Source organism: Streptomyces sp. So13.3, assembly GCF_005860785.2.
GTDB lineage: Bacteria > Actinomycetota > Actinomycetes > Streptomycetales > Streptomycetaceae > Actinacidiphila > Actinacidiphila fildesensis.
The window spans coordinates 3,958,555-3,977,294 of the sequence record NZ_CP048835.1; the positions used below are offsets into that span (position 1 = coordinate 3,958,555).

General features: G+C 72.7%; 18 protein-coding genes. 11 read left to right on the top strand and 7 right to left on the bottom strand.

What is annotated here, in order from left to right:
• The first annotated feature begins 49 nt into the window (after positions 1-49).
• Genes C8250_RS17855 through C8250_RS17865 form a run of 3 tightly spaced genes read left to right on the top strand, consistent with a single transcriptional unit; the run spans position 50 to position 3,385 of the window.
• Positions 50-943, top strand: coding sequence for a sugar ABC transporter permease (locus tag C8250_RS17855; RefSeq protein ID WP_138358026.1), 894 nt, complete (start codon positions 50-52; stop codon positions 941-943).
• Positions 944-947: 4 nt separating this feature from the next.
• The gene (locus C8250_RS17860; protein WP_138357984.1) at positions 948-1,859 is read left to right on the top strand and encodes a carbohydrate ABC transporter permease; all 912 of its coding nucleotides are present in this window, start codon (positions 948-950) and stop codon (positions 1,857-1,859) included.
• Positions 1,860-1,915: 56 nt separating this feature from the next.
• Positions 1,916-3,385, top strand: a complete 1,470-nt coding sequence (locus C8250_RS17865; protein ID WP_138357986.1) for a beta-glucosidase — start codon at positions 1,916-1,918, stop codon at positions 3,383-3,385.
• A 116-nt stretch (positions 3,386-3,501) separates the two neighbouring features.
• On the opposite strand, the gene C8250_RS17870 is transcribed toward C8250_RS17865, so the two are convergent.
• The 3 genes from C8250_RS17870 to C8250_RS17880 all read right to left on the bottom strand — a co-directional run bounded on the left by C8250_RS17870 (position 3,502) and on the right by C8250_RS17880 (position 7,183).
• Positions 3,502-4,977, bottom strand: a complete 1,476-nt coding sequence (locus C8250_RS17870) for a cellulose binding domain-containing protein (RefSeq protein WP_138357988.1) — start codon at positions 4,975-4,977, stop codon at positions 3,502-3,504.
• Between the two features lie 125 nt (positions 4,978-5,102).
• Positions 5,103-6,497 (bottom strand): HAMP domain-containing sensor histidine kinase, encoded by a 1,395-nt coding sequence (locus C8250_RS17875; protein ID WP_138357990.1) that lies wholly within the window; start codon positions 6,495-6,497, stop codon positions 5,103-5,105.
• On the bottom strand, positions 6,494-7,183 hold the full coding sequence (locus tag C8250_RS17880; RefSeq protein WP_187144889.1) for a response regulator transcription factor: 690 nt from the start codon (positions 7,181-7,183) through the stop codon (positions 6,494-6,496). The genes C8250_RS17875 and C8250_RS17880 overlap by 4 nt, the downstream gene beginning before the upstream one ends.
• A 96-nt stretch (positions 7,184-7,279) precedes the next feature.
• On the opposite strand from C8250_RS17880, the gene C8250_RS17885 reads away from it, so the two are divergent.
• On the top strand, positions 7,280-7,819 hold the full coding sequence (locus tag C8250_RS17885; RefSeq protein ID WP_138357994.1) for a hypothetical protein: 540 nt from the start codon (positions 7,280-7,282) through the stop codon (positions 7,817-7,819).
• Between the two features lie 23 nt (positions 7,820-7,842).
• Here the strand turns inward: C8250_RS17885 and C8250_RS17890 are convergent, their stop codons facing one another.
• Together C8250_RS17890 and C8250_RS17895 are read right to left on the bottom strand one after the other, a co-directional pair.
• The gene (locus C8250_RS17890; RefSeq protein WP_138357996.1) at positions 7,843-8,709 is read right to left on the bottom strand and encodes a fused MFS/spermidine synthase; all 867 of its coding nucleotides are present in this window, start codon (positions 8,707-8,709) and stop codon (positions 7,843-7,845) included.
• 31 nt (positions 8,710-8,740) lie between these two features.
• On the bottom strand, positions 8,741-9,100 hold the full coding sequence (locus tag C8250_RS17895; RefSeq protein ID WP_138358028.1) for a hypothetical protein: 360 nt from the start codon (positions 9,098-9,100) through the stop codon (positions 8,741-8,743).
• A 252-nt stretch (positions 9,101-9,352) separates the two neighbouring features.
• On the opposite strand from C8250_RS17895, the gene C8250_RS17900 reads away from it, so the two are divergent.
• Positions 9,353-10,672: a tetratricopeptide repeat protein gene (locus C8250_RS17900; protein ID WP_138357998.1), complete on the top strand. Its 1,320-nt coding sequence runs from the start codon at positions 9,353-9,355 to the stop codon at positions 10,670-10,672.
• A gap of 80 nt (positions 10,673-10,752) precedes the next feature.
• On the opposite strand, the gene C8250_RS17905 is transcribed toward C8250_RS17900, so the two are convergent.
• A complete protein-coding gene (locus C8250_RS17905) occupies positions 10,753-11,361 on the bottom strand; it encodes a histidine phosphatase family protein (protein WP_138358000.1) in 609 nt (202 codons plus the stop codon).
• Between the two features lie 38 nt (positions 11,362-11,399).
• Positions 11,400-12,107 (bottom strand): TetR/AcrR family transcriptional regulator, encoded by a 708-nt coding sequence (locus C8250_RS17910; protein ID WP_138358002.1) that lies wholly within the window; start codon positions 12,105-12,107, stop codon positions 11,400-11,402.
• Between the two features lie 214 nt (positions 12,108-12,321).
• Between C8250_RS17910 and C8250_RS17915 the strand changes: the two genes are divergently transcribed.
• From C8250_RS17915 to C8250_RS17940, 6 genes are all read left to right on the top strand, one after another.
• The gene (locus C8250_RS17915) at positions 12,322-13,329 is read left to right on the top strand and encodes a phosphatase PAP2 family protein (RefSeq protein ID WP_138358004.1); all 1,008 of its coding nucleotides are present in this window, start codon (positions 12,322-12,324) and stop codon (positions 13,327-13,329) included.
• 21 nt (positions 13,330-13,350) lie between these two features.
• Positions 13,351-14,493 carry a PD-(D/E)XK nuclease family protein gene (locus tag C8250_RS17920; RefSeq protein ID WP_244809180.1) on the top strand — a complete coding sequence of 381 codons (1,143 nt, stop codon included), beginning with the start codon at positions 13,351-13,353 and terminating at the stop codon, positions 14,491-14,493.
• Complete coding sequence (locus C8250_RS17925; RefSeq protein ID WP_138358006.1) at positions 14,484-16,046, top strand: hypothetical protein; 1,563 nt, start codon at positions 14,484-14,486, stop codon at positions 16,044-16,046. Before C8250_RS17920 ends, C8250_RS17925 begins: the two co-directional genes overlap by 10 nt.
• Positions 16,043-17,425, top strand: coding sequence for an AAA family ATPase (locus C8250_RS17930; protein ID WP_138358008.1), 1,383 nt, complete (start codon positions 16,043-16,045; stop codon positions 17,423-17,425). Before C8250_RS17925 ends, C8250_RS17930 begins: the two co-directional genes overlap by 4 nt.
• A gap of 144 nt (positions 17,426-17,569) precedes the next feature.
• Positions 17,570-17,932 (top strand): hypothetical protein, encoded by a 363-nt coding sequence (locus C8250_RS17935; protein WP_138358010.1) that lies wholly within the window; start codon positions 17,570-17,572, stop codon positions 17,930-17,932.
• 152 nt (positions 17,933-18,084) lie between these two features.
• Positions 18,085-18,702, top strand: a complete 618-nt coding sequence (locus C8250_RS17940) for a bifunctional DNA primase/polymerase (protein ID WP_138358012.1) — start codon at positions 18,085-18,087, stop codon at positions 18,700-18,702.
• The last annotated feature ends 38 nt before the right edge of the window (positions 18,703-18,740 follow it).

Sequence of the window (18,740 nt, forward strand, 5' to 3'; positions counted from 1 at the left end):
CACCACCGGGCACCCCGGCACGCCCGCCGGCCACTCCTGGCGCTCGCGGCTGTACCGCCTGGATCTGAAGGCGACGCCGTACGCGTACATCGCCCCGTTCTTCGTCTGCTTCGCCGCGTTCGGGCTCTTCCCGCTGATCTACACGGGTTGGCTCTCGTTCCATCAGGTGGAGTTGGGCGGTACCGCGCAGTGGCGCGGGTTCGACAACTACACCCGGTTGTGGGACAGCGAGTTCTTCTGGAACGCGCTGCGCAACACGTTCTCGCTGGGGGTGATCTCCACCGTCCCGCAGCTGCTGATGGCGCTGGGGCTGGCCCATCTCCTGAACTACAAGCTCCGGGCGCGCGGGTTCTTCCGGGTCGCGGTGCTGGCCCCGTACGCGACGTCGATCGCGGCGGCCTCGCTGGTCTTCGTCCAGCTCTTCAACCCCGACTACGGGATGGTCAACCAGCTGCTCGGCCACTTCGGGGTGCACCACATCCAGTGGGAGGCCGACAAGTGGCCGTCCCAGATCGCCATCTCCACGATCGTGACCTGGCGGTGGACGGGGTACAACGCGCTGATCTACCTGGCCGCGATGCAGGCCGTGCCGGGTGATCTGTACGAGGCGGCAGCGCTGGACGGGGCGTCGCGCTGGCGGCAGTTCCTCAGCGTGACCATCCCCTCGATCCGTCCCACGATCCTGTTCACGATCATCGTCTCGACGATCGGGGCGACCCAGCTGTTCGGCGAACCGATGTTGTTCGGCGGCGGGTTGGGCGTCAGCGGCGGATCGGCGCACCAGTACCAGACGCTCAGCCTCTACATGTACGAGAAGGGCTGGCAGAACGGGGCGCTGGGACAGGCGTCGGCCGTCGCGTGGGTGATGCTCCTGATCCTGCTGCTCGTGGGCGCCGTCCAACTGATCATCACGCGGGTCAACCGCAGGAAGCTGGGGGGCTGACCTCATGGCACACGCAGTCGCGGAACGGGCCGCGCACCGGTCAGGGCCCACTCCCGCCCCGCCCAAACGGCGGCGCTTCTCGGCCCGCGCCGGACGGCAGGACCACGCCGGGCCCGTCACGTACGTGGTCCTGGTGGTCGCGGCGCTGGTCTCGCTCTTCCCGCTGTACTGGACCGTGGTCGCGGCCTCCAGCACCGACACCCAGATCGTGCAGCCGCCGACCGAGCTGCTGCCCGGCTCCCATCTGATCGACAACCTGAAGATCGCCTGGGACCAGGTCCACATGGGCCAGGCGCTGATCAACTCCACCATCGTGGCCGGGTTCGTCTCGCTCAGCACGGTGCTGTTCGCCACGCTGGCCGGCTTCGCCTTCGCGAAGCTGCGCTTCCGGGGCCGCAACGGGCTGCTGACCCTGGTGGTGGCGACGATGACGATCCCGCCGCAGCTCAGCGTGATCCCGCTCTACCAGATCATCACCGATCTGGGCTGGGTGGGCCGGCTGCAGTCGGTGATCCTGCCGTCGCTGGTGGCGGCGTTCGGGGTGTTCTTCATGCGGCAGTTCCTGGCCGAGGCGCTGCCCATCGAGCTGATCGAGGCGGCCCGGGTGGACGGGGCGCACAGCCTGCGGATCGTGTGGCACGTGGTCTTCCCGATCGCGCGGCCGGCCATGGCGGTGCTGGGGATGCTGGTCTTCGTCCAGTCCTGGAACGACTTCTTCTGGCCGTTCATCGCACTGAACCAACAGAACCCCACCGTGCAGGTGGCGCTGGCCGGGCTCGGTTCCGGTGACCACACCATCGACCACGCGGTGGTGCTGACCGGCGCGCTGATCGCGACCGTGCCGCTGCTGCTGGTCTTCGCGCTGCTCGGCAAACACATCGTGGGCGGCATCACCGCCGGCGCCGTCAAGAGCTGACCTCCCGAAGCCCTACGCCCGCACCTGTCCCGCTCACCTTTTGGGAGTGCCCCCGTATGACCGCTGTCCGATCCGAGACCGAGACCGAGGCCGCACCGGCCGGTCTGCTCCGTTTCCCGCCCGGCTTCGTCTGGGGCGCGGCCACCGCCGCGTACCAGATCGAGGGCGCCGTGGCCGAAGACGGCCGCACCCCCTCCATCTGGGACACCTTCAGCCACACTCCGGGCCGGGTCCACAACGGCGACACCGGCGACATCGCGGCCGACCACTACCACCGGTTCCGCGACGATGTCGCCCTGATGTCCGGCCTCCACCTGGGCGCCTACCGCTTCTCCATCTCCTGGTCGCGGGTCCAGCCCACCGGCCGCGGCCCCGCCGTCCAACGCGGCCTGGACTTCTACCGCGCGCTGGCCGACGAGCTCCTCGACAAGGGCATCACCCCGGTCGCGACCCTCTACCACTGGGATCTGCCGCAGGATCTGGAGGACGTCGGCGGCTGGACGGTGCGCGACACCGCCGAACGCTTCGCCGACTACGCCGCGATCATGGCCGGCGCACTCGGCGACCGCATCCCGTACTGGACCACCCTCAACGAACCCTGGTGCTCCGCCTTCCTCGGCTACGGATCCGGCGTCCACGCCCCCGGCCGCACCGAACCGGACGCCGCGCTGAAGGCGGCCCACCATCTCAATCTCGCCCACGGCCGGGCGATCGGGGTCCTGCGCTCCACACTCCCCGCCACCGCGCGGACCTCGATCACCCTCAACCTCCACCAGGTGCGCCCGCTCGACGGCTCGACGGCGGCACTGGACGCGGCACGCCGGATCGACGCCGTCGGCAACCGGATCTTCACCGGCCCGATCCTGCACGGCGGGTACCCGGAGGACCTGCTGGACGACACCGCGCACCTCGTCGACTGGCAGACCCTGGTACGGGACGGCGACCTCGCCGAGATCTCCCGCCCCATCGACCTGCTGGGCATCAACTACTACACGCCCACCGTCGTTTCGGGCCCGCAGCCCGCCCCCGACGGGACCGAGGCCGCCCGCTTCGACGGCCACGGCGCCAGCGCGCACTCCCCCTGGCCCGGCTCCGAACAGGTCGCCTTCCACCTCCCACCCGGCGAAACCACCGCGATGAGCTGGGCCGTCGACGCCAGCGGACTGTACGACCTGCTGCGCCGCACCGCCCAGGAGAACCCCGGCCTGCCACTGATGGTCACCGAGAACGGCGCCGCCTTCGACGACTACGTCTCCCCCGAAGGCACCGTCAACGACCCACGGCGCATCGACTACCTGCGCGGACACCTCGCGGCCGTACACCGCGCGATGGCCGACGGCGCCGACGTCCGCGGCTACTTCCTGTGGTCACTCATGGACAACTTCGAATGGTCCTACGGCTACAGCAAACGATTCGGCGCCGTCTACGTCGACTACGCCACCCAAAACCGCATCCCGAAATCCAGCGCCCACTGGTACGCCCAGGTCGCGCGCACGGGTGAGATCACGGAGCCTGACGCTCCGTAAGAGACGCGGGGTGGTGCGGGGGTTCGAGGGTGCCGTCGACACCACTTCACGCGGCAGCGGCCCACCGGCGGGAACCCCCGCCGGTGGGCCGCTGCGTCCTGCGGTCGGCCGTGCGATCAGCCGAAGGAGGCGAACGCCTTGGTGAAGGCCAGATCGCCCTGGACGATCGAGCTGCAGCTCGCATCGGCGAAGTTCTTCGCACCGCCGGGGCACTGCTTGTCACGCGTCGAGGACCACATCGACAGCCAGCCCAGGCCCTTCGACTTGGCGAAGTCCACCAGCTGCGTTGCGTCGTCCACCGTGAAGATCTCGGTGTTGACGTCGTTCACACCGATCATCGGGGTGACCGCCACCGCCTTCCAGGCGGCCGCGTCCGACAGGCCGAGCACGCTCTTCACCTGAGCCTGCGTCGCCGTGGCGCCATCGATCGCGTACTGGCCCATGTCGCCGTTGAACGCGGGCCCGTAGTCCATCGCCATGATGTTGACGGCCGAGATCTTCACGCCGTTCTTCTTGGCGTCGGCCAGCAGGTTGATGCCGTCCTGCGTCAGACCGGTCGGCATCGCCGGGAGGGTGTACGAGACGTCCAGTCCGCTGTGGCTCTTCTGGAGCGCGGCGATGGCCTGCGCGCGGCGGCTGTTGGACGCGGTGTCCGGGAGCGCGCCACCCTCGATGTCGAAGTCGACCTTGGTCAGCTTGAACTGGTCGACGGCCTTGCCGTACGCGGCCGTCAGATCGCCGACCGAGGTGCAGGCCGTGCCCAGTTCGGAGCCCGAGGCCCCGCCGAACGAGACGCGGACATCGCCGCCCGCCGCCCGCAGCGCGCCTATCCGGCCGGCCACCGCGTCGGAGCCGAGGTCCGTCACACCGCCCCACTTGGGGGTGCAGCCGCCGCCGGAGGTGATGAAGGCGAGGTTGTACTGCTTGACGCCGGTGCTCTTCGCGGAGCCGACCATGTCGAAGGCCGGGTACAGCGAGGTGTCGATGTACGGCGAGAAGCCCGCGCCGGCGACCGGGGTGGTGCCGCCGGTCTTGGTGGGGGTGGGGGTCGGCGTGCTGGTCTTCGTGGGGGTCGGCGACGCGGTCTTCGTCGGGGTGGGCGAGGCGGTCGGGCTCGCGGTCACGGTCGGACGGCCGCTGGGGGTGGCGGTCGGGCCGGAGTCCACCGAACACTTGGCGTCGTTGATCAGGCAGTTGACCGGGTCCGCGGCGGTGCCGCCGGACGCCGCCACGAAGCCGACGTCGACCTTCGCGCCGGGCGCCACGGTGGCGTTCCAGCCCTCCGGCTTCACGGTGATGTGCTGGCCGTTCGCGGTGAACCTGCCGTTCCACAGCGAGCTCAGCGTGGTGCCGGCCGGCAGGTCGAACGACAGGGTCCAGCCGGACAACGCCTTGTCCGAGGAGTTCGTGATCTCGTACTGCCCGGTGTAGCCACCGGTCCAGCCGCTCGTCTTGGTGTAGGCGGCGCCGACCGGGGCGGCACTCGCTGACCCGGCCAGCGCGAAGGCGCCTCCCGCCACGACACCCGCGGCGACGAGGCCACCGATCGCTTTGGTCGTGAACCCGGGTCGACGGCGATGCGTGCTGGCCATACCGGCCTGCCTTTCGTGGGGGGCGGGGTGCGGCACGACGCTAGCGCGGGCGGAACGGACAAAAGCCCTGACCACAGCGGGGGTTGGGGTTCTTATGGCGCCCTTAAGGACGGCATCGGAGCGGGTTAAAGGTTCAGACCACTGGCGGTGGACTTCTGTCCCGGTCTGCGACGGCGGCGTGGCACACGGTGACCCCGGCCGGATGCGCCGGAGCCGGGGCGCAGCGCCAGCCAGACCCGGACCTCGGTGCCGCCGAGCACGGAGTGGCCGATGGCGATGTCGCCGCCGGTGGACTCGGCGACCCGGCGCACGATGTCCAGGCCAAGGCCCGTCGAGCCCGGCCCGCCGTCGCCCTGACCGCGGCGCAGCGCGGCCGCGGGGTCCCGGATGCCGGTACCGGCGTCGGAGACCAGCACGATCACGGCGTCCTCGCCGTTGTGCACGTCCACGGCGAAGGCGGTGCCCTCCGGGGTGTGCCGGAAGACGTTGCCGAGCATCGCGTCGAGCGCGGCGGCCAGCTCACCGCGCGCCACCGGCACCCGGACCGGCCGGTCCACGCCCGCCGTGCGCGCCTCACGCCCCTGGTCCTCCGCGAGGGCGGACCAGAACGCCATCCGTTCACGGATCACCTCGGCGGCGTCGCAGCCGGCCATGACCGGTGCGGTGATCTGCTGTTCGCGCGCGGTACGGATGATCGTGTCGACCTCGCGCTCCAGCTGCGCGACGGCCTCGCGGGTCTGCTCGGCGACGGGCCCGTTCCCGAGCGAGGCGGCGTTGAGCCGGAGCACGGTGAGCGGGGTGCGCAGCCGGTGCGAGAGGTCGGCGGCCAGTTCGCGCTCGTTGGCGAGCAGTTGGACGACCTGGTCGGCCATGGCGTTGAACGCGACCGCGACCGAGCGCAGTTCCGACGGCCCGGCCTCCGAGACCCGTACGCCGAGGTCGCCGCGGCCGAGCGCGTTCGCCGCGTTCGCCAGCCGGCCGGCGGGCCGCACCATCCGGGTGCCGAGCCGGTCGGCGATGGCCACCGAGCCGACGATCAGGCCGATGCCGACCGCCGCCAGCACGATCCACGCGGTGGCGACGCCCCGGGTGATGTCGCTGTCCGGGACGAAGACCTCGACGACCGCGACCGTGCCCGAGCTGACCGCGTTCGGCTGCAGCAGCGCGTACCCGCCGCCGACCGCGACGGTGGAGGCCCGGCCGCGGCTGGACGCGGCGTCCATCGCGGCGGCGGAGGAGCGGTGCCTGCCGATCTCCACCGGGGCGGTGCCGGCGGTGGCCGGCACATGCAGCGCCATCCGGCCGTCCGCGCCCGCCTGGGTGGAGGCGAGCGCCCGTTCCAGCTGGACGCGGTCGGTGGTGATGGCCAGCGCGGGACCGATCGCGGCGGCCTGCCGTTCGGCGTTGGAGAAGGCCCGGTCGCGGGCCAGTTCCTTGACCACCAGGCCCAGCGGTACGGCGAACGCGACGACGACCATCGCGGTCACCGCCAGGCACACCTTGACGAGCAGCCATCTCATGCCGGTGGCTCCAGCTTCACCCCGACGCCGCGCAGCGTGTGCAGATACCGCGGCCGGGCGGCCGTTTCGCCCAGTTTGCGACGGAGCCAGGACAGATGGACGTCGATGGTCTGGTCGTCGCCGTAGGACTGCTGCCACACCTCGGCGAGCAGTTCCTTGCGGGCCACGACGACACCGGGGCGCGACGCGAGAAAGGCCAGCAGGTCGAACTCGCGGCGGGTCAGGTCCAGCGTCATCCCGTCGAGCTCCGCCTGCCGCCTGCGCACATCGATCCGCAGCCCGCCGACCGCGAGCCGCGCGGTCTCGTCAGGCGCGGCCTCCCGGCCGCGCGCCCGGCGCAGCACGGCGGCCATCCGGGCGGACAGATGCTCGACCGAGAACGGCTTGACGAGATAGTCGTCGGCGCCCGCGTTGAGCAGCCTGACCACCTCCGCCTCGTCGTCACGGGCGGTGGCGATGATCACCGGGACATCGGTGATCCCGCGCAGCATCTTCAGCGCCTCCGACCCGTCCAGATCCGGGAGGCCGAGATCGAGGATCACGACGTCGAAACCGACCTGCGCCACCTCGCGCAGCGCCTCAAGAGCCGTGCCCACACTGCGTACGGTGTGGGCCGCCTCGGTGAGGTGCCGGATGAGGGCGGAGCGCACGAACTGGTCGTCCTCGACCACGAGCACACTTGCCATGGCCCGCACGGTAGCCCATCCGGGGGACCCGGTACCCCTCCGTCCGTTTACCGCCCTCCGCGCCCGGACCTGCCGCGCGTACGGCAGGATGTGCCGATGCAACGAGGATTGCTTCACGCCGGGGCCTGGACGCTCGCGACCACAGCCGCGGTGACGATGTCGTGGTTCGGAGTGCACTCCGTGCTCGCCGGTACCGCCTACGATCCACCGCGCGCGCTCCCGGTCTCCGATGCCGTCGCCGGCTCCTCGGCGCGGCCGGTGGCCTCCTCCACGCACCGGCCGAAGCCGGTGCCGTCCACGACGTCCCCCGCACCGACCGTGCCGCCCACCACCAAGCCCGCGACGAAGGCGCCGTCCCCGCCGCCGGAGAAGCCCCCGGGCACCTCGCACGACGCCTCCACCAGCAACACCACCGGCAATGTGCACGCCTACAAGGTCACCGGCGGCCGCGTCGTGCTCGACCTCGGGCCGGCCTCGGCCACCCTCGTCTCGGCCACCCCCGACGAGGGCTGGGAGATGAAGGTCTGGAAGCTGGACGAATGGATCCGGGTGGACTTCACCAGCGGAACCACCACCTCGTCGGTCTTCTGCACCTGGAACGGCCACCCGCCCGTGGTGGAGATGTACAAGAATTAGGGCCTGTCGTCCGGATCTCCGGTTCAGCGGAAGACCGACTCCGGCGGGGCCGGGGACGGGGCGGCCGTCGCGTCGGTGACCGGGGCCGCGCCGCCGGCGAAGTCGGCCAGCGGGCGGCCGTGTTCGACGCGGCCGGGGTGCGGGTCGGAGGCGACCCGCCGGGTCAGCTCGGCGAGCGGCAGCTCGACGTCGGCGGCGAGCAGGATGGCGTTGCCGAAACGGCGGCCGCGCAGCACCGCCGGGTCGGCGGACACACAGACCTCGGCGAACGCCGACCGCGCGGTGGCGATCTGGGCGCGCAGGAAGCCGAGGGCGCCGCCGTCGGCGAGGTTGGCCGCGTAGAAACCGCCGGGCAGCAGCGCGCGCCTGACCTCGTGCAGGAATTCGGCGCTGGTCAGATGCGCGGGAGTGCGGGCGCCGCCGAAGACATCGGCGATGACCAGGTCGGCCCAGCCGTCCGGGACCTTCCCCAGCCCCGCCCGGGCGTCCCCGCCCCGCACCTTGATCCGCCAGGTCCGGTCCCACGGCAGTTCACGGCGGACCAGCTCGACGAGCGGACCGTCGATCTCGACGGCCTGCTGGGTGGAGCGCGGCCGGGTCGCGGCGGTGTACCGGGCCAGGGTGAGCGCGCCGCCGCCCAGGTGCAGCACCTGCAGCGGGCGCCCCGGGGGCGCGACCAGGTCGATGATGTGGCCCAGCCTGCGCTGGTACGAGAAGTCCAGGTACGACGGGTCGTCGAGGTCGACGTGCGACTGCGGTGCGCCGTCGATGAGCAGCGTCCAGCCGTGCGGCCTTTCCCGGTCCGGGACCAGCTCGGCCTGCCCGCCGTCGACCACGGCGCCGACCGCTTCGCGGGCCTGCGCCCTTCCGCCCTGCTTCTTACCTGCCACCCGACCAGTATCGGCCAGCAAGCAGCCGGCGTCAGACGCCGCCGGCCAGCCTGATCGTGCGGGCCGCCTCACCGAGCGCCGCCCGCAGGACGGCCGGGTCGGTGGCGGTGATCCGGCCGGGCCCGCTGTCCGGCGGCACCAGCCAGCCGGAACCGGCCTCCGACGGCTCCGCGCCGATCGAGAAGCCGCGGCCGTTGCTCCGCGTACAGGAACTGCCGGGCAGGTCCCAGCCGTCCGCGGTGCCCTGCGGCACCAGGAACCCGATGCCGTCCCCCGCGTCGTCGTGCAGCACCGGCCCGACGCCGGTCCGCAGCCGCAGGATGTCGACGGCCTCCAGGCCCTGCTGGGTCGGGACGGTGACGAGATCGCACGGCGGCGTCGCCGGCGGCATCTCGCTCCGCTCCGGGCTCGGTTCGTGCCGATCGGTGTCCAACAAGGGGAACCCTCCTCGCGGGCGGACGCAGCACCGCCCTTACGAGGAGTACAACGCGCCTCCCTGTCAACAGCTACGCCCCGCTAACGCCGCAAGGGGTGGCATTTCATGGCGGATCACGGGTGAGATATCCGTTTTGTAGGCAAACCCTCGGTATCTGCCCCGTCACAGCGGGTACCGTCGTCGCGCCGTCCGCACCAGGAGTCCGCCATGGCTTCACCGTCCTCAAGCCCCGATCCAGCCCGAACCGCCACCATGGCCAACGCGGCCTTCCGGCAGTTGCGCGGAGACCGTTCCCCCAACGAGTTCGCTGCGGCGGTACGCCGTTCCGCCCGCGAGATCGGCGAGCAGGTCAGCTGCGACGCCCGGTACATCGGGCGGGTGGAGGCCGGGGAGATCCGGTGCCCCAACTACGCCTACGAGCGGGTGTTCCGCCATATGTTCCCCGGCCGCTCGCTGGGCGACCTGGGCTTCGCCCCGCGCGAAGCGGTACGGGGCAGACGCGGCGGCGCGCCACCGCTGGATACGTACGAATTCGAGTTCGAGGAGAGCGACGTGCTGCGTCGCGTGTTCATGACCGGCGGCCCCGCCGTCATCGCGACCGCCCTGGTGTCCGGCTCCGCCGTGCACCCACCCGCCGGCCGGGTCGGCGTCGGCGAGGTCCACGCCGTCGAGGAAGCCGTGCGGCACATCCGGCTGCACGACGACCGGCACGGCGCGGACGGCCTGTACGAACAGGCGGGCCAGGCCCTGCGCACCGCCTACCGGCTGCTCGACGAGGGCGCCTACAGCCAGTCCGTGGCCGACGGGTTGTACGCCGGAGCGGGTGAACTCGCCGTCTCCGTCGGATGGCTGGCCCACGACTCCGGCCGGTTCACCGACGCCCGCTCCTACTACGCCGAGGCGCTCGCCACGGCCCGCGTGTCGGGCGACGCTGCCCTGGAGGCCCACGCGTTCTGCAACACCGCCTTCCTCGCCCGCGACGCGGGCCGGCCGCACGAGGCCGTCCGGGCCGCGCAGGCCGCCCAGGCCGCCGCCCGGCGCCTCGCCTCACCGCGGCTGCTCTCCCTGCTCGCGCTGCGCGAAGCGGGCGGCCGCGCGGGACTCGGCGACCGCTCCGGATGCGAACGCGCGCTGTCCCGCGCCCAGTCACTCTTCGGGCGCGGCCCGTCCGACGCCGACCCGCAGTGGATGACGTTCTTCGGCGAGGCCGAACTCGCGGGCCTGGAGGCCCAGTCCTGGTCCGCGCTCGGCGACCACCGCCGCGCCGCGGACTCCGCCCGCCGCGCGGTCAGCCTCCAGGACCCGCACTTCACCCGCAACATCGCCCTCTACGGCGCCGAGTTGTCCGCAAACCTGGCCGCCGGCGACCGCCCCGACGAGGCCGCCGCCGCGGGCTCCCGCGTCCTCGACCTCCTCGGCCGCGTCCAGTCCTCCCGCGTACGAGCCCTCCTGGACACCACAGCCACCCGCCTCCGCCCCCACCACCGGACGACGGCGGTAGCCGACTTCCTGAACCGCCAGCGCTGACCGCCTCCGGCGGAGGTTCCAGGACCCACCTGCGGTGGGAGTGCGGGTACGTCAGTGCCTGCGGCGGGGCAGTTCCCACGTCACCCGAGGTGCCCCGTGTCGTTCCAGCGTTCCACCGCCGGGTCCCCGTACGCCCACCCCAGAATCGACAGCGACGCCGGATCCAGCCGGATGGAAGCCCCGAACGACGGGTCCAACCCCAACCACCTCGCTCCCAGCGTCCGCAAGAAGTGCCCGTGGGCGAAGACGAGCACATCCCGCTCCGCCGACCGCGCCCACGCCACCACCTCGTCCGCCCGCTCCGCGACCTCCGCGAGGGACTCGCCGCCCACCACCCCGTCCCGCCAGATGTTCCACTCGGGCCGGCCCGCCGCGCGCTCGCGCTCGGCGATCTCGTCGGGGACGAGCCCTTCGTAGGCGCCGTAGTCCCACTCCATGAGGGCGTCCCACGGCTTGGCGCGGTCGCCGAAGCCGGTGAGTTCGCCGGTCTCGCTCGCGCGGACGAGGGGGCTGGTGCGGACCTCGAGGCCGGGGAGTCCGTCCCAGGGGGCGCCGTGCAGCCGTTCGGCGAGGAGCCGGGCGGTGCGGCGGCCCTCGTCGGTGAGGGGGATGTCGGTGCGGCCGGTGTGGCGGCCGGAGAGGGACCACTCCGTCTGGCCGTGACGGACCAGAAGGATGCGCGGAGCCATGCGGAGGGACCTTTCACTACGTAATGGAGATCACTCCATCATCGCGCACTCCGGGCGCCCGGCCCGATGAGGCCGGTCAGCAGTCCGTCGAGGCCGAGCTCGTACTGGGCCATGCCCGCGTCCTGCGCGATGGCGAGCTCGGGGACGAGCTCGGTGAGCGCGGGGTAGCGGTCGGCGGGGAGGTCGGCGAGCCGGGCGCGTACCCGGTCGCGCAGACCGTCCTCGCACAGGGCGCGGTCCCGGCGGACGTTCCACAGCGCGGAGCCGACCGTGTACTGCATGAGGGCGACGTGGGCGCGCGCGGCGTCGACCCGGTCGAGGCCGGCGGCGCGCAGCAGGCCCAGCATCCGGTCGATGACGGCGATGGCCTCGTCGCCGCGCATGGGCCGGGTGGTCAGCAGCTGCAGGGCCGACGGGTGCTCCGCGAAGAGCCGGAAGACACTGCGGCATACTTCACGCAGTTGCTCGCGGGCGTCCGCGACGCCCGCGGCCTCGCCCACGGCGGGCAGCTCGACCTCGCTGAGCAGCCGCTGGGCGACGGCGTCGCTGATCTCTTCCTTGCTGCGGAAGTGCGAGTAGACGGCCATCGTGCCGACGCCGAGCTGCGCGGCGAGGGCGCGCATGGTGAACGCCTCGGCGCCGTCACGGTCGAGCAGGACGACCGCTGCGTCAAGGATTCTGTCCGGATTGAGCGTGTTGCGCGGAGCGCGGCGCCGGGGGGCGCGGGCCGACTGGGTGACGGTCATGCCATTCTCTAACTTCTCGCGGAGAGCAACCTGGGAGGGCGCCCCGGGCGTCTTCCCGCACGCATACCCGACCAAGAGATGTTGAACACGGAACGAACGCAGTGTGGCCAGGAATTTCCGGGGCGATGTGCGGGCTGTCTAGCGTACGACGTACGGTAGAGCCTACGACATGGTCCGCAACGAGCCACATCCGCAGAACGGGGAGAACGGCCGCATGACGATCACCGCCACAGCGCCTCGCGCCTCGGCCTACCGGGGCCGGCTGCGCTGGTGGACCGAGCTGCCGCTCATCGCCGTCGTGTACGCCCTCTACTCGTGCGGCCGCCTGCTGGTCCGCGGCGACGTGGACAACGCCGTCGAGAGCGGGATCGACATCCTGCATCTCGAAGAGCTGATGCGGATCGATCCGGAGCGCTGGCTCAACGGCATCTGTACGAAGTACGCCGCGATCGGCGTCCCCGCGGACTTCGCGTACGCCTCGCTGCACTATCTCGTGACGCCCGTGATCCTGGTGTGGCTGTGGCGGCGGCGGCCCACCCACTACCGCGCGGCCCGCACATGGCTGATGCTCTCCACCCTGATCGGGCTGATCGGCTTCACCCTCATGCCCACGGCGCCGCCCCGGCTGCTGGACTCCAGCCACGGCTTCATCGACACCATGGCGCAGTACGGCTCCTACGGCTGGTGGGGCCAGGACGCCAGCGCCCCGCGCGGCCTCGGCGGGCTGACCAACCAGTACGCGGCGATGCCGAGCCTGCACGTCGGCTGGTCGCTGTGGTGCGGGATCATGCTGTGGCGCTACGGGCGGACCCCACTGGTGCGCGCGCTGGGCATCCTGTACCCGCTGATCACCACGTTCGTGGTGATGGGCACCGCCAACCACTACCTGCTGGACGCGGTCGCCGGTGCGGCCGTCATGGGCATCGGCTACCTGCTGGCCCCGCGGGTCCTTCTCGCCGTCGACGCGCTGCGCGCCCGGTGGGCCGTCCGGTCCGGTGCCACCACCTCCGCGGAGGGCCACAGCCCGGTCGTGGCGGCCTCCGCGTCCGCTGCCGGCCCCGGGACGACGGCCCCGGCCTCGGCGGCTCCCAGAACGGCGCCGCACGGCGCCGTCCCCAGCGGCGTCGCGACCCCGCGGACGGGATCTCACGACGACCACCGGGACGAGCACAGATCGGATCCCTCGGGCAGGTCTTCCGTGGGTCAGGGCCGAATGTCGTAGCCGGGTGCGAGACTTCCGCGGGTGAGCACTACGCACTATCTGCGGGAGCGGCTGGCCGAGTTGCGCGGACCGGCCACATCACCACGTCCGCTCGACGCGCGGGCCCTCGCGGCCCTGGCCGCGAACCCCGGCTGCCGCCGCCGGGCCCTGCTCGACGCCGCCGGGATCGACAAGGGCGCGGTCGCGCAGGTGCTGGGCGCGCCCGCCCCGTTCGGGCAGTCCCAGTTCGCCTTCGCCCGCGGCCATGCCTTCGAGGCCCGGGTCAAGGCGGAGGAGTGCGCCGAGCTGCTGCGGCTGCTGGGCGCCCCCGAGGACAGCGGCGCGCTGCTGCCGGACCTGTCGGCCGCCGGCCCTGAGGGCCGTACCGCCAGGACCCGGCTGGCCCTGGCGGAGGCGACCTCCGCCGGCCGCTGGACGCTGCTGGACCACCCGCTGCTGGCGCTCGACGTCGCGGGCTCCGCCGCCTACCTGGAGCCGGACGCGGTGGTCGTCGCGCCGGACGGCTCCTGGACGGTCGTCGAGGTCAAGTCCTTCCCGATCCTGGACGGCAGCGCGGACCCGGTGAAGGTGGGCGCCGCCGCCCGCCAGGCCGCGGTGTACGTGCTGGCGCTGGAGCGGCTGGCCGGGCTGCTGGAGGAGACCACGGGCCCCGTGCGGGTGTCGCACGATGTGCTGCTGGTCTGCCCCAAGGACTTCTCGAACCTGCCGACGGCCCAGTTCGTCGATGTGCGCAAACAGCTGTCGGTGACCCGGCGGCAGCTGACCCGGCTGACCCGTATCGAGGAGATCGCCGCCGAACTGCCGGACGGCACCACGTTCGACCTGCGCTGGTCCGAGGACGGCCGCACCCCGACCCGGCCGGCCCCCGAGCTGGCCGCCGCCGTCGAGGCGGTCCCGGCCGCGTACTCCCCCGAGTGCCTGGCCGCCTGCGAGCTGTCCTTCCACTGCCGTGACCGCTCCCGTGCCTGCGGCTCCGTCGAGTCCCTGGGCCGCGGCCTGCGCGGCGAACTGGGCACCCTCACCACGGTCGAGGCCGTGCTGTCCGCCGCCCTCGGCACGGACGCCGCCGGCGCCGAGACGGCGGACCCCGCCGTCGCCGCGCTGCGCCGCGCCGCCGTGCTGCGCGCCGAGGCGCTCACCGCTGGGGGTGCCTCATGTCACTGATCGGGACCCTGGCGCGGGCCGAGGCCGTGGTCGCGGGCCGGGCGCAGCCGGTGGCGACGGTCCGGCACCGGTACCTGTCGCAGCATCCGCTGGTGTTCGTGCCGCTGACGACGGCGGGCGAGGTCGGCGCACCGCTGGGCGCGCTGGTGGGCCGCGACCGGGAGGCACCGAGCCTGCTGGTGGTGACGCAGCCGCGTGACCGGGACCTGCGGTTCGACTTCCTCGCGGCGCTGGCGACCACGGTCATCGCGCACATGGACCGGTACGCGGACGACGTGGAGACCGAACCGGCGACGCGGAACCGCGAGGAGTCCGAGGTCTGCGCGGACGCCCCGCAGATCATCGTGCCGAACGCGGCGGCGGCGGACTACGTCCGGCTGCTCGGCCGCTCCACCCGGTTCCGCCGCACGGCGGAGGAGAATCCTGACGAGCCCTATCCGGTGCCGTCACGGGTGCCGCTCTCCGGCCGCTGGCTGACGCACTACGGGGAGCGCGCCCGCACCCCCGGCGCCTCGCTGCTGCTGTCGATGACGGAGCTGCTGTCGCGGCACTGGGCGACCGGCCAGAGCAATCTGGAGGACCAGCACCTGGGCGCGCTGCTCGGCTGGATCGCCCCTCCGAAGGGCATGACCGGCGCGGACGCGGCCCGTCGCGCGGAGACCGGACGCGGACCGGACGGCCTGTTGCTGAGCCCGCCCGCCGGCCCGGCGACCGACCCCGCCTTCGACAACACGGTGCTGGCCCCCGCGATGTCCCGCTTCGACGCGGCCCGGGCGGCGGCGCGGGCGGCCGGCGAGGAACGGTCCGCCGCGACGTCCGTCGCCGAGGCCGAGGTGCGGGCGCTCGTCGAGAGCCAGTTGCGGCCTACCTGGGACGATGTGTGGCGCGGGCTCGATCTGCTGCGGGCGCTGCCCGAGGGCGGGCATGTCGAGGAGCGCTGGAAGCGGGACCGCTGGTCGTACACCGGCCACCGGGACCGGGTGCGGGCCGGTGAGCCGCCGCAGCCGAAGCGTGACGACGCCATCGCGGCCGCGCAGAAGCTGATGGGCCGCGAGACGGCCCAGGTGCGGCTGGAGGCGCAGGAGGCGCTGGACGATCCGCTGGTGATGGCCGGGCGGCGGCTGTCCGGCGAGGCGTTCGCGGGCGAGGTCACCGACGTGGTGATGGCGTACAGCGAGGCGAAGGTGCCGCGCCCGCGCCCGCTGGTAACCGTCGCGACCGCCGACGTACCGCATTTCGACGCCGACGCGAAGCTCTACCGCGCGCTTCCCGGGGGGAAGACCCAGGAGGCGCGCTTCGTCGAATGGCCGGCGCCCGGTGAGGTCACGGTGCGACTGCTGAACGGCATGGGCCGGGGCAAGGTCCCGGACGAGGGGTCGGTGCCCGCGGCCGGCGACCGCGTGTGCTGGACCCTGTTCGAGCACGCGCCGCGCGGCGGACCGGAGTTGCCCGACCCCGAGGACACCCCGTGGACGCACGGCGGCCCGCCGGAGACCGCCGCCGCGCCGGCCGCACCCGCACCCGATCCCGTCACCGTGGAGGACTTCCTGTGAGCCGCACGACGGAGGACTCTCCGCCCCACGGCCCGGCCCGCCCCGCCCCGCGCGACCCCGCCGCCGAGGCGGCGGCGGTCACCGAGGCGATCCTGCGCGACACGCTGCACGGCTCGTCGCGCGGTGTCGTCGTCGACTCCCCGCCGGGCGCGGGCAAGTCGACGCTCGTGGTGCGCGCCGCCCGGGAACTGGCCGCGGCGGGCGAGTCGTTGATGGTGGTCGCGCAGACGAACGCGCAGGTGGACGATCTCGCGGACCGGCTGGCGACCGCCGATCCGGGGCTCGCGATCGGCCGGCTGCACGGCAGCGAGTCACCGCCCGATCCGCTGCTCGACCGGCATCCGTCGATCGTGAAGTCCGCGAAGGTCGCCGATCTCGCCCAGCAGAAGGTGGTGATCGCGACCTCCGCGAAGTGGGCGTACGTCAAGACCACCGATCTGACGTCGCCCTGGCGGCACGCGATCGTCGACGAGGCGTACCAGATGCGCTCGGACGCGCTGCTGCAGGTCGCCGGGCTCTTCGAGCGGGCGCTCTTCGTCGGTGACCCGGGGCAGCTGGACCCGTTCAGCGTGGTGGGCGCCGACCAGTGGGCGGGGCTGAGCTACGACCCGTCGGCGAGCGCGGTGGTGACGCTGCTGGCGCACAATCCGGGCCTCCCGCAGCACCGGCTGCCGGTGTCGTGGCGGCTGCCCGCGTCGGGCGCGCCGCTGGTGTCGCGGGCGTTCTACCCGTACACGCCGTTCCGCAGCGGCACCGGGCCCGGCGTCCGGCGGCTGTCGTTCGGGGTGCCCTCGCAGGGCACCGGGCCCGACGAGGTGCTGGACGAGGCGGCCGCGTCGGGCTGGGGGCTGTTGGAGCTGCCTGCCCGGCACACTCCCCGGACGGATCCGGAGGCGGTGCACGCGGTGGCCCAGGTGGTGCGGCGGCTGCTGGACCGGGGCGGGGTGACGTTCAGCGAGCGCTCGCAGGAGCCGGCGCCGCTGACCGCGGACCGGATCGCCGTCGGCACGGCGCACCGCGACCAGGCGGCGGCGGTGCGGTCGGCACTCACCGCGCTGGGCGTGACCGGTGTCGCCGTGGACACCGCGAACCGGCTGCAGGGCCGGGAGTTCGACGTGACGGTCTTCCTGCACCCGCTGTCCGGCCGCCCGGACGCGACGGCGTTCCATCTGGAGACGGGCCGGCTCTGCGTGCTCGCCTCCCGGCACCGGCACGCCTGCATCGTGGTGTGCCGGGCGGGCGTGGCCCGGCTGCTGGACGAGCACCCGTCGACGGAACCGGTGCAGCTGGGCGTGACGGTGAAGTTCCCGGACGGTTGGGAGGCCAACCACGCGGTCCTGGCGCACCTGGACGAGCACCGGGTCCCGTACCGGACATAGCCCGGTGCGGAACGGTGCGGAACGGTGCGGAACAGGTGCGGAACGGGTGCGGAACCGCACTTCAGGCGGCACTTCGGACGGCCCGGAGGCCCACTTGCGCGGGCGCGGGACAATGGAACGCGCGAATCCCTTGGAGGTAGGTACATGTCCGAGCCGCAGTCGGCTCACGACCGGCGCGACGCTGTCCCGCCGGCTCCCGCACGGCGCCTGCGCCCGGCGGAGCTGCTCTTCGAGCCCGCCCAGGCCCTCGCCGACGAGGAGCACTTCTTCGACCTGGAGTCGCTCGACGATCCCCGGCAGCTGCTGGCGCGCTCCACGGAGCTGGCGCTGGCCTTCCGCGCCGCCGCCGACCGGGCGACGGAGTACCAGGCGATAGCCGCGGCCCAGCTGGCGGATCCCCGGCGCTTCGACCGGCTGACGTATGCCGCGATCGCGGAGCAGTCCGGCTGGACCGAGGACTACGCGAAGAAGATGGTCGAGTTCGGGACACGCCTGCAGGAGCGGTGACCGAAACCAATGCCCTGCGCGGGTGATTGTGTCAAGCGACCACGGCCCTTTGGCATATGCAGGATGCGCAAGGTACCGGACGACCGGTGTTCCTGTCCCGTATTCGTCCGATTCACATGGACGCAGCGCGAGCGGCCGGTACCTCTAGGTGTATGAGCGAATGGCAGTGGGAGACCTGGAGGCACCCGGACATCACCGTGGCCGGCGACCCGACGGACCCTGAACGGCAGTCGCACACCGCGTACGTCACCCCGGCGGGAGCCGCCTGGCTCGCCTCCGCCAGCGCCTTCCCGCGCAGCGTCCAGGCGCTGTGGAGCGCCCGCCCGACCGCGCCCAGCGTGCTGCCGTGCGGCACCGTCTTCGACGTGGTGAACCTCCCCGCGCTCTTCGGCCGCCGGGTGCTGGAGCAGTTATGGGCCGCCGGTCCCGGAAGCGGGCCGGTCGCCGTGCACCGCGGCCGGGTGCTGCTGCTGGTCGCCCCCGGATCCGCCCAGCGGCTGCCGTCGCTGCTGGGCTGGGAGGAGTGGAGCCGCTCGGTGCCGCCGCTGATGTGCCACGGCCTGGGCGACGCGGTGACCGTGCCGCCGCTGTACGGCGACGAGACCGGCCTGGACACCGAGGGCGGATCGTCGCGCTGGGTGGTGGCCCCCGACACCCGTCATCCCTGGCTCCCCGGCCCCGACGTGCTGCTGTGGGCCTGCATCCGCGCGGCCCGCGCCGCCGCCCGTACGACCGCTCCCGCGGTGGCTCCCTCGGCCTCCCCGGCCTGAACGGGATATCGATTTTCACTCCGCCGGAAGCGGATGCT

Bases quoted from the DNA above. Each gene is read 5' to 3' on its own strand.
- C8250_RS17860 (WP_138357984.1), top strand. From the start codon at position 948: ATGGCACACGCAGTCGCGGAACGGGCCGCGCACCGGTCAGGGCCCACT.
- C8250_RS17865 (WP_138357986.1), top strand. From the start codon at position 1,916: ATGACCGCTGTCCGATCCGAGACCGAGACCGAGGCCGCACCGGCCGGT.
- C8250_RS17870 (WP_138357988.1), bottom strand. From the start codon at position 4,977: ATGGCCAGCACGCATCGCCGTCGACCCGGGTTCACGACCAAAGCGATC.
- C8250_RS17875 (WP_138357990.1), bottom strand. From the start codon at position 6,497: ATGAGATGGCTGCTCGTCAAGGTGTGCCTGGCGGTGACCGCGATGGTC.
- C8250_RS17880 (WP_187144889.1), bottom strand. From the start codon at position 7,183: ATGGCAAGTGTGCTCGTGGTCGAGGACGACCAGTTCGTGCGCTCCGCC.
- C8250_RS17885 (WP_138357994.1), top strand. From the start codon at position 7,280: ATGCAACGAGGATTGCTTCACGCCGGGGCCTGGACGCTCGCGACCACA.
- C8250_RS17895 (WP_138358028.1), bottom strand. From the start codon at position 9,100: ATGCCGCCGGCGACGCCGCCGTGCGATCTCGTCACCGTCCCGACCCAG.
- C8250_RS17900 (WP_138357998.1), top strand. From the start codon at position 9,353: ATGGCTTCACCGTCCTCAAGCCCCGATCCAGCCCGAACCGCCACCATG.
- C8250_RS17905 (WP_138358000.1), bottom strand. From the start codon at position 11,361: ATGGCTCCGCGCATCCTTCTGGTCCGTCACGGCCAGACGGAGTGGTCC.
- C8250_RS17910 (WP_138358002.1), bottom strand. From the start codon at position 12,107: ATGACCGTCACCCAGTCGGCCCGCGCCCCCCGGCGCCGCGCTCCGCGC.
- C8250_RS17915 (WP_138358004.1), top strand. From the start codon at position 12,322: ATGACGATCACCGCCACAGCGCCTCGCGCCTCGGCCTACCGGGGCCGG.
- C8250_RS17925 (WP_138358006.1), top strand. From the start codon at position 14,484: ATGTCACTGATCGGGACCCTGGCGCGGGCCGAGGCCGTGGTCGCGGGC.
- C8250_RS17935 (WP_138358010.1), top strand. From the start codon at position 17,570: ATGTCCGAGCCGCAGTCGGCTCACGACCGGCGCGACGCTGTCCCGCCG.
- C8250_RS17940 (WP_138358012.1), top strand. From the start codon at position 18,085: ATGAGCGAATGGCAGTGGGAGACCTGGAGGCACCCGGACATCACCGTG.